The organism is Myroides sp. C4067 (genome assembly GCF_038039665.1).
Lineage (GTDB): Bacteria > Bacteroidota > Bacteroidia > Flavobacteriales > Flavobacteriaceae > Flavobacterium > Flavobacterium odoratimimum.
Genome location: NZ_JBBPHJ010000050.1, coordinates 1 through 7240 on the forward strand (window position 1 = coordinate 1; position 7240 = coordinate 7240).

The following is a 7240-nucleotide window of genomic DNA, read 5'->3' on the forward strand; positions in this document are numbered from 1 at the left end:
TATCACAGCTTACCATTGATAATGTGATTACGCCTAATAGCATTGCTACTTTTACCGTTTTTTTCATCTTGTTTAATTATTAAGTTAGATGCGAAAAGCAGTAATACATGTTGAGGGAAGCGAGTTATTTTTTGTGACATAAAATGGCTTCCTTGTTATTTTAGTATCACGAGTAAACAACCCATATAAATGTTTCGTACTTTTGAAACATCACAACACGTATCTGATTTTCGACACAGCAAAGGAAAGGCGACTTTTAGGGCGCAATGTGTTGTAAATCTGATGATTCCGATGATTCTGATAATTCCGTTTTACATTGAATTATAATTATGGCCTTACTAACGATTAATGACTATACAGATAGTTTAAAAAAACATATTAATAAAGTTCAAGATTTACCTCAGTACACAGTTCTGTTATCTCCATCACCTGCACAATTGAGAAATTATTGTATTGGACTGTGTAAAGAAGATTTATCTCCTGACGATAAAATAATTCTTAAAGATTTTTTTAGAGGTGATAGCACAGAGCTAAATGATATTGTTAAGAGTATTAATAGATTTGAATTAGGATGGTTTAAACCTATTCAGAGTTTTTTAGGCAAAAAAACTGATACATCTAAGAACCATGCTGTACTAGAAATGGTGGCCTTAATGTATGATTATGAACCTAGACCGTATGGCAAGTTTAGAAAGAGTAGTGTAGAGATAGAAGAGGGGAGTGTAGCTGATAATCAAGCTGATTCAATTATTGTTGAAGAGAAAAGAGAAGCAGTTGAAGAGAAGACTATTGAAGATCATACACCACCTGTTCAATCATCTGCAGAATCTCAGCCTACTACTACAGCGAAGAATAAACTTAAGCGCAATCTATTAATTGTCACAGTGATTATAATAGGCTTATTAGGTGTTGGTAGTTTAGCGAGTAGTATGTTATCAAATGATCAATGTATGAAGTGGGAAGGAGATAGATATGTGGCTTATGACTGTGGTGAGGCTACAATAAAGAGTTTTGCAGGGGTAAGTAGTGAGCCTATCCCGTATGATAAAAGCATACTGAAGAACTTTAAACAAATAAGTGTTGATTGTGATACCGAGTTTTTTAGGAAAGGAAAACCGAAGGTATGGTTTGTCAAGACTGGAGAGGGAAAACATGATTATTTTAATAACCCAGGAACAGGGGTACATCCCATCTCTGGTAAGTCTTTAAGACCAATCACGCAATATCATCTAAATAAATACATCTACTCTAAGTGTAAATAAAAAAGAGGTTAGACATCACTAAAGACTGTCTAACCTCTTTTTTATTGTAGATTCCGATTATTCCGATACATAATCACCTAAGTTTGATTAATAATTGGCTTTTTGTAAGTACAGAAGAAGTGAAATAAAAGCATTGTTAACAACGGAATAATAAAATCTCTCATTACCGAATTTAAAATAAAGTACTTAAAATTCTATTTCTGATCAGTGTTTATTGATGAGTTAAAGATAGTTTTGTTTGGACCTGCTAGAGGATTGCTTGAGGGTTTCTTGCACATTCCTTCGACAAAAGCACCTTCTAGGCAAGGAAACCCCTAGGAATGTGCTAGCAATCCCCTAAGAAGTGCAAGCGAAACGCTCTTATCCTATTCATTAATAACGATATTAAAAGGAAGGTATTTATTTAAAGATTTTAATTCTTATTTCTGCTTTAACCTATTCATAAGGATTGAATACTCTAAAGTAAGTAAAAACATAGTATAGTAGAATCACTATTTATTCTTTCTCATCTCTAATGGACGTGTTCCTGTAAACTCACAGAACGCATTGCTAAACGCTCCCAGCGTAACATATCCTACTGTATTGGCTATTTCGCTGACAGAGTGCTCAGTCTTCATCAGTAGTTCTATGGCTTTCACGATACGCAATGCTTTTAAGTATTGTAAGAAGGAGATTTGTAATTCAGCTTGGAAGAGGCGTGATACAGAGCGTTCACTCATATTAAACTTGTTACTGATATCAGTCAACGTTAATGGAAGCCCAAAACTACTGTCTAGATAGTCTGTTATCTTAGTGATGCGTGGATTATCACTAAATGGAAGTTGTAACTGTATATTCTTATTGATAAAAGTGGGTAGAATATTTTTTAAAGCTTGTAGAAATACAAAATTAGGCGTGTCTTGATTGACCATCTTATCATGCCAACACACGGTATACGCTATCATCTCTATTAATAGATCTGAAGCGGCGTATATCCCTAGTGTAGTATAAAAAGGATCTTTATCATCATCAGAGGTATAAAAATACAAGGAGTGAAGAACAGTAGCAGAGTTACTTAATCTCAAAATATGAGGCACGCCCTCAGGGATCCAAAAGAAGTACTTCGCTGGTACAACATAAGTGACATTGTCTACAGTCACATAAGTTATCCCTCCTTCTACATACGTGAGTTGTCCTTTTTGATGTTGATGTAAGGGATATCTTTTTGTCGATTTCTCATGATTGATAAATACGCCTTCTTCTATACTATCGATAAACTCTAAGGAGTCGATGATCTTCATTGTAGTGTTTCTTTTTAATGAGCGCAAAAGTATATAATGATTTTGTCTGTTTTGAATAAAAAAATGACTATTTAAGAAATACAAGATATATCGTACTCATTTTACTTTTGTCCGATTTTAAAAACAACGTATGAAACTTGGGAATTTCCACTTATTAGCTGTACTCACCAGCTGTGTTACTATGGGGTATTGTCAGAGTACTACTCTATCAATTTCCAACAAGGATACAATACAACTCAGTATTCAAGAGATTTGGGAACAAACAGATCTTAGTAGTAAAAAAAGCTTGATTCAAGCCAAAGAACTACAGATCAGAAAAGAGAATACGGATGATGCACGCATCGGGAGGTATCCTGTGTTTAATGCCTTCGGTAAAGCAGAAAAGGCAAGTAATATCCCTGTTTATACAAACGGAATATTTAATAAACCTGAACAACATGATGTGATACATACGCTCTATAATACAGGAGTGTCTATGTACTTAAATCTATATAGTGGCAATAGACAAAATCTAGAAATAGAAGAGCGAAAAACTTTAGAAGCTAAAGCGAATATCGAGGCAGATATGACTAAATCAGAAGTTCGGTTAGAGGCAATCAAGAGTTATTTGGCTTTAGCGAAGCTAACTCGTTTTAAAAAAGTGATTACACAAGATATTGCCGAACATAAAGAGCAGTTAACCGAAATAGAACATTTACATAAGAATGGAGTAGTGCTAAAGAGTGATGTACTTCGTGCAACTATGGAAATCTCGAAGAGAGAAATGACCTTAGTACAGCTCCAAAATGACCTCTCAATAGAAAACCAAAAGCTGGTTATATTGACAGGGCGTAAGGATACAGATTTTATTAAACCACAAGATTCCTTCAATGAAGAGTTATTCTTAGAATCTTATGATGAGGCTTTAGATATTGCCTTAGAACATGGGTTTAAACACCTGCTGTCAGAGGAGAGCTTGGTATTAAGTGAAATCGAACAGAAAAAGGTGAAAGCTAATACTAAACCTAGTATTGGCTTAATAGGAAACTTCACTATGGCTAATCCACAGATATTCTTGTATCCGTATAATCCTAGTTGGTACAGTTTAGGGACTATTGGAGTACAGGTATCATTTCCTATTTCTAATTTATATCAGAATGTACACAAGGTTCGCAGTCGTGCTTTAGAACATGAGAAAGAGGAGTTACAACATCAATATGTACAAGATCAAATAAAAGAAGAGGTACAACAAGCATATTTAAGATATCAAGAATCATTGGTACAGATAGAGGTGTGTACGAAGAATAAAGAACATGCGGCAGAGAATGCACGTATTACTAAGAGTACTTATTTTAATAAAATCTCTTTGCTTACAGATTTATTAGATGCTGATGTACAACATTTACAAACACAATTTGAACTAGAAGCTGCCAAGTTAGACAGCATTTATAAATACTACACTCTTCAATTCGCTAAAGGCTTATTATAATGGATATTAAAACTCGTATTAAAATTACAGATCGCCTAATCACACGTATTACGCGCTATCTAGCTTCTATTATTATTTTGATAGGAAGTCTTTGGGGAATTCACACACTATGGATGTATTGGAAATATGAACAAACTAATGATGCTCAAGTACAAGAGTATATTAATCCTGTTATTTCTAGAGTAGGAGGATTTTTAACAGAAGTGCGCTTTGAGGAGAATCAAATAGTGAATAAAGGAGATACCCTATTAGTGGTAGATAATCGAGAGTACACTTATGATCAAGCGACTACTTCTGCTGAGATAGCGAAACAGTATGCATTGATAAAGGAATTAGATGCGCGACAATATACATTGTCTCAAACTGCTGCTGCTGCAAAGAGCCAAATCCAAGGGAGAGAATCTAAATATCATCAACAGGAGTTGGATTATCAGCGATATAAGAAACTCTATGAAGAAGATGCAGCTACTGCACAAATGCTAGAGGAGAAACAGGCACAATTAAATATAGGACAGAGTGATTATAATACTAGTGTAGAGCACGCTCGAGCTGCTACAGCTAGTATAGCAGATATTGAAGCACAGAAACAAGTTTTATTAAAAGAGATTACTCGATTACAAGAACTTGAGAAGTATAAGAATCTGACTGTAGGTTATACCGTTATCACTGCACCTTATAGAGGGAGAATGGGGAAGAGGAGCATTGACTTAGGTCAGATGATTTCTGTAGGTCAGGTGCTTACCTATATCGTTAATGACGAAACACCGAAGTGGATTATTGCTAATTTTAAAGAAACACAAATACGCAATATACAGATAGGTCATCAGGTAGAGGTAGTCGCAGATGCCTATCCTGATAGACAGTTTATAGGAAAGGTTATTTCTATAGCTCCAGCTACAGGTTCTAGTTTTTCTTTATTACCACCAGATAATGCCACAGGTAACTTTGTAAAGATTGTGCAGCGTATTCCTGTACGTATAGAAATAATATCACCTGCTGATTCGGAAGAATTATTAAAAGCGGGTATGAATGTCAATGTTTTTATAGCTAAAAAACAATCTAATGCAAAATAACGAAGCATCTCAGTTATTCGTTGATTGGATTCCAGAGTGGATGATACATGTCATTCTTTTTGTGCTTTTAATGCCGAGTATTGTCTTGTTTTTCCTGCCAGCTGCTAATGCTACAGCAGCTGCAGGATACTTTGGATGTGATCCACGAGATATTCAGTTTTCTGTATCTTTATTGTATGCGGGTTTTGTCTCTTTTTATAGTTTAGAACGACGTTTCTTTACGTATTTAGCGACTAAAGAATACTTTATTCTATTTAATGTATTACAGATAGTAGGCTGTATAATACTGTATAATGTACAAGCGCTATGCATTGTTTTTCCTGTTCGCTTTTTACAAGGAATGTTATTTGCAAGTACAGTTAATCTATCTATTTCTACGTTATATGTCCGTTTAGATAGTTCTAAAGCTAGGGAGATTAGCTTCTCGTGCTTCTACGGTATTTTGATTTGTGCAACACCCTTTAATCAATTAATTACTTCAGATTTAGTAGATCAGTACGACTATTCCTTTTTGTATAAAATTGCCTCTTTTTCTTTTATACCAGGGTTAATATTAATTATGCTGACTATGCGCTTTGTACGTCTCCAGCGTAAGTTGCCTTTGTATAGCTTAGATTGGGAGAGCTTTGTTTTATTTTCGGTAGTGGTAGTACTGTTTGGATATCTTACTATTTATGGGCAACAGTACTATTGGTTTGAAGATCGCGATATTCGTTTAATAGGATTGACGATTTTGATTACCTTATTCTTCTTTGTATGGAGACAAAAGCATCTGAAGAGACCTTATATTAATTGGCATGTATGGAAGTATCGCAACTTTAAGATAGGATTGTTCTTATTGTTTATTCTTTATATCTGTCGTTTTGCATCAGGGATTACAAATACGCATTTTATTAACTCACTTCATTTAGACCCGAGACACCTTTCTTATCTAAATAGCTTTAATTTAATAGGACTTGTGACAGGAGTGATACTTGCATGTGTTTGGTTGATTAATCGTCGCCCTATGCGCTTTATATGGAGTCTAGGATTTATTGCGCTGTTTTTGTTTCACGTGGGGATGTATATGCAGTTTGCCCCTAGTGCTAATCCAGATGATTATTATCTTCTTTTGTTTTGTCAAGGTTTAGGAGTAGGAGTTTTAATGGTGCCTATTATAGTTTATTGTGTTACTTCAGTACCTGTATCACTTAGTGCTTCTGCTGCAGCTGTATGTTTAGGTGTACGCTACTTTGGTTATACATGTAGTATAGCGATTATGAATTATTATAGTTTGTATAGTTCTAGTCGTCATTTAAGTCGTTTCTCAGATTATTTAAATATAGCTAATCCTATACTAGAGACTAAGCTTACTCAGAATACTATGAAGTTAAAAAGTAGAGGTATGCCCAGTTCTATAGCTGAGAAAGCAAGTGAAAAGATAATGTTATCTGATCTTAGCAAACAAATAGAGTTGAGGTATGCAATGGATTATTTCGAGATACTTAGTTTACTTTTATTAGTGATTATAATCTTAGTACTCTTCACGCCTTATTTAAGTAAAACATGGGTTTACTTAAAATCAAAAAGTGTTTCACCCTTTTAGTTTTATATTTTTTTTCAAAAAAGTAGGAGAGTCGTCTAGTACTCTTCTGCTTTTTAGTTATGGTCAAAAAAAAAATCCTAAGCGTTAACTTAGGATTTTTTTTGTACTCGAGGCGGGACTTGAACCCGCACGGGCATTACTACCCACTGGATTTTAAGTCCAGCGTGTCTACCACTTCCACCACTCGAGCGTCTTCTGTAGACTGCAATACTACTTCTGTATTGCGAGTGCAAATGTAGAATATTATTTTTTACTATACAACTAATAAAAGATGTTTTTATAAATAAAAAAGATTAAAATATTCTTATTTGTTGATTAATAGATGGTTATTAAGTGTTCTTTTTGAAAATAATTTAATAAACAGAAATTGAATTCTAATCATGATTACTGATGTATTGGAATTAGTAAGGCGAAAGAGTGTTCGCTCTATGAAATCAATACTATTGTAGTATTGCGTTTTCTATCGGATGTCGATATTGAGATCAGGGTATATAAAATAAAAAATCCCAAGCGTTAGCTTGGGATTCTCTGTACTCGAGGCGGGACTTGAACCCGCACGGGCATTACTACCC

5 protein-coding genes and 1 tRNA gene are annotated in these 7240 nt (G+C 34.6%); 4 read left to right on the forward strand and 2 right to left on the reverse strand.

All coding sequences use genetic code 11. The annotated features are described in order from the left end of the window. The first annotated feature begins 329 nt into the window (after positions 1-329). The gene (locus tag AABL87_RS17495; protein WP_341277680.1) at positions 330-1262 is read left to right on the forward strand and encodes a hypothetical protein; all 933 of its coding nucleotides are present in this window, start codon (positions 330-332) and stop codon (positions 1260-1262) included. A gap of 491 nt (positions 1263-1753) precedes the next feature. On the opposite strand, the gene AABL87_RS17500 is transcribed toward AABL87_RS17495, so the two are convergent. After that, positions 1754-2542 (reverse strand): helix-turn-helix domain-containing protein, encoded by a 789-nt coding sequence (locus tag AABL87_RS17500; RefSeq protein WP_006266334.1) that lies wholly within the window; start codon positions 2540-2542, stop codon positions 1754-1756. Between the two features lie 130 nt (positions 2543-2672). Here AABL87_RS17500 and AABL87_RS17505 point away from each other — a divergent pair, with 130 nt between their 5' ends. Genes AABL87_RS17505 through AABL87_RS17515 form a run of 3 tightly spaced genes read left to right on the forward strand, consistent with a single transcriptional unit; the run spans position 2673 to position 6668 of the window. Then, complete coding sequence (locus AABL87_RS17505) at positions 2673-4010, forward strand: TolC family protein (protein ID WP_006266335.1); 1338 nt, start codon at positions 2673-2675, stop codon at positions 4008-4010. Then, complete coding sequence (locus AABL87_RS17510; RefSeq protein WP_006257304.1) at positions 4010-5083, forward strand: HlyD family secretion protein; 1074 nt, start codon at positions 4010-4012, stop codon at positions 5081-5083. The genes AABL87_RS17505 and AABL87_RS17510 overlap by 1 nt, the downstream gene beginning before the upstream one ends. Then, on the forward strand, positions 5073-6668 hold the full coding sequence (locus AABL87_RS17515; RefSeq protein WP_341277681.1) for a beta-carotene 15,15'-monooxygenase: 1596 nt from the start codon (positions 5073-5075) through the stop codon (positions 6666-6668). Before AABL87_RS17510 ends, AABL87_RS17515 begins: the two co-directional genes overlap by 11 nt. Before the next feature lie 104 nt (positions 6669-6772). On the opposite strand, the gene AABL87_RS17520 is transcribed toward AABL87_RS17515, so the two are convergent. After that, positions 6773-6858, reverse strand: a tRNA-Leu gene (locus AABL87_RS17520). Positions 6859-7240: the final 382 nt, after the last annotated feature.

Bases quoted from the DNA above. Each gene is read 5' to 3' on its own strand.
- AABL87_RS17495 (WP_341277680.1), top strand. From the start codon at position 330: ATGGCCTTACTAACGATTAATGACTATACAGATAGTTTAAAAAAACAT.
- AABL87_RS17500 (WP_006266334.1), bottom strand. From the start codon at position 2,542: ATGAAGATCATCGACTCCTTAGAGTTTATCGATAGTATAGAAGAAGGC.
- AABL87_RS17505 (WP_006266335.1), top strand. From the start codon at position 2,673: ATGAAACTTGGGAATTTCCACTTATTAGCTGTACTCACCAGCTGTGTT.
- AABL87_RS17510 (WP_006257304.1), top strand. From the start codon at position 4,010: ATGGATATTAAAACTCGTATTAAAATTACAGATCGCCTAATCACACGT.
- AABL87_RS17515 (WP_341277681.1), top strand. From the start codon at position 5,073: ATGCAAAATAACGAAGCATCTCAGTTATTCGTTGATTGGATTCCAGAG.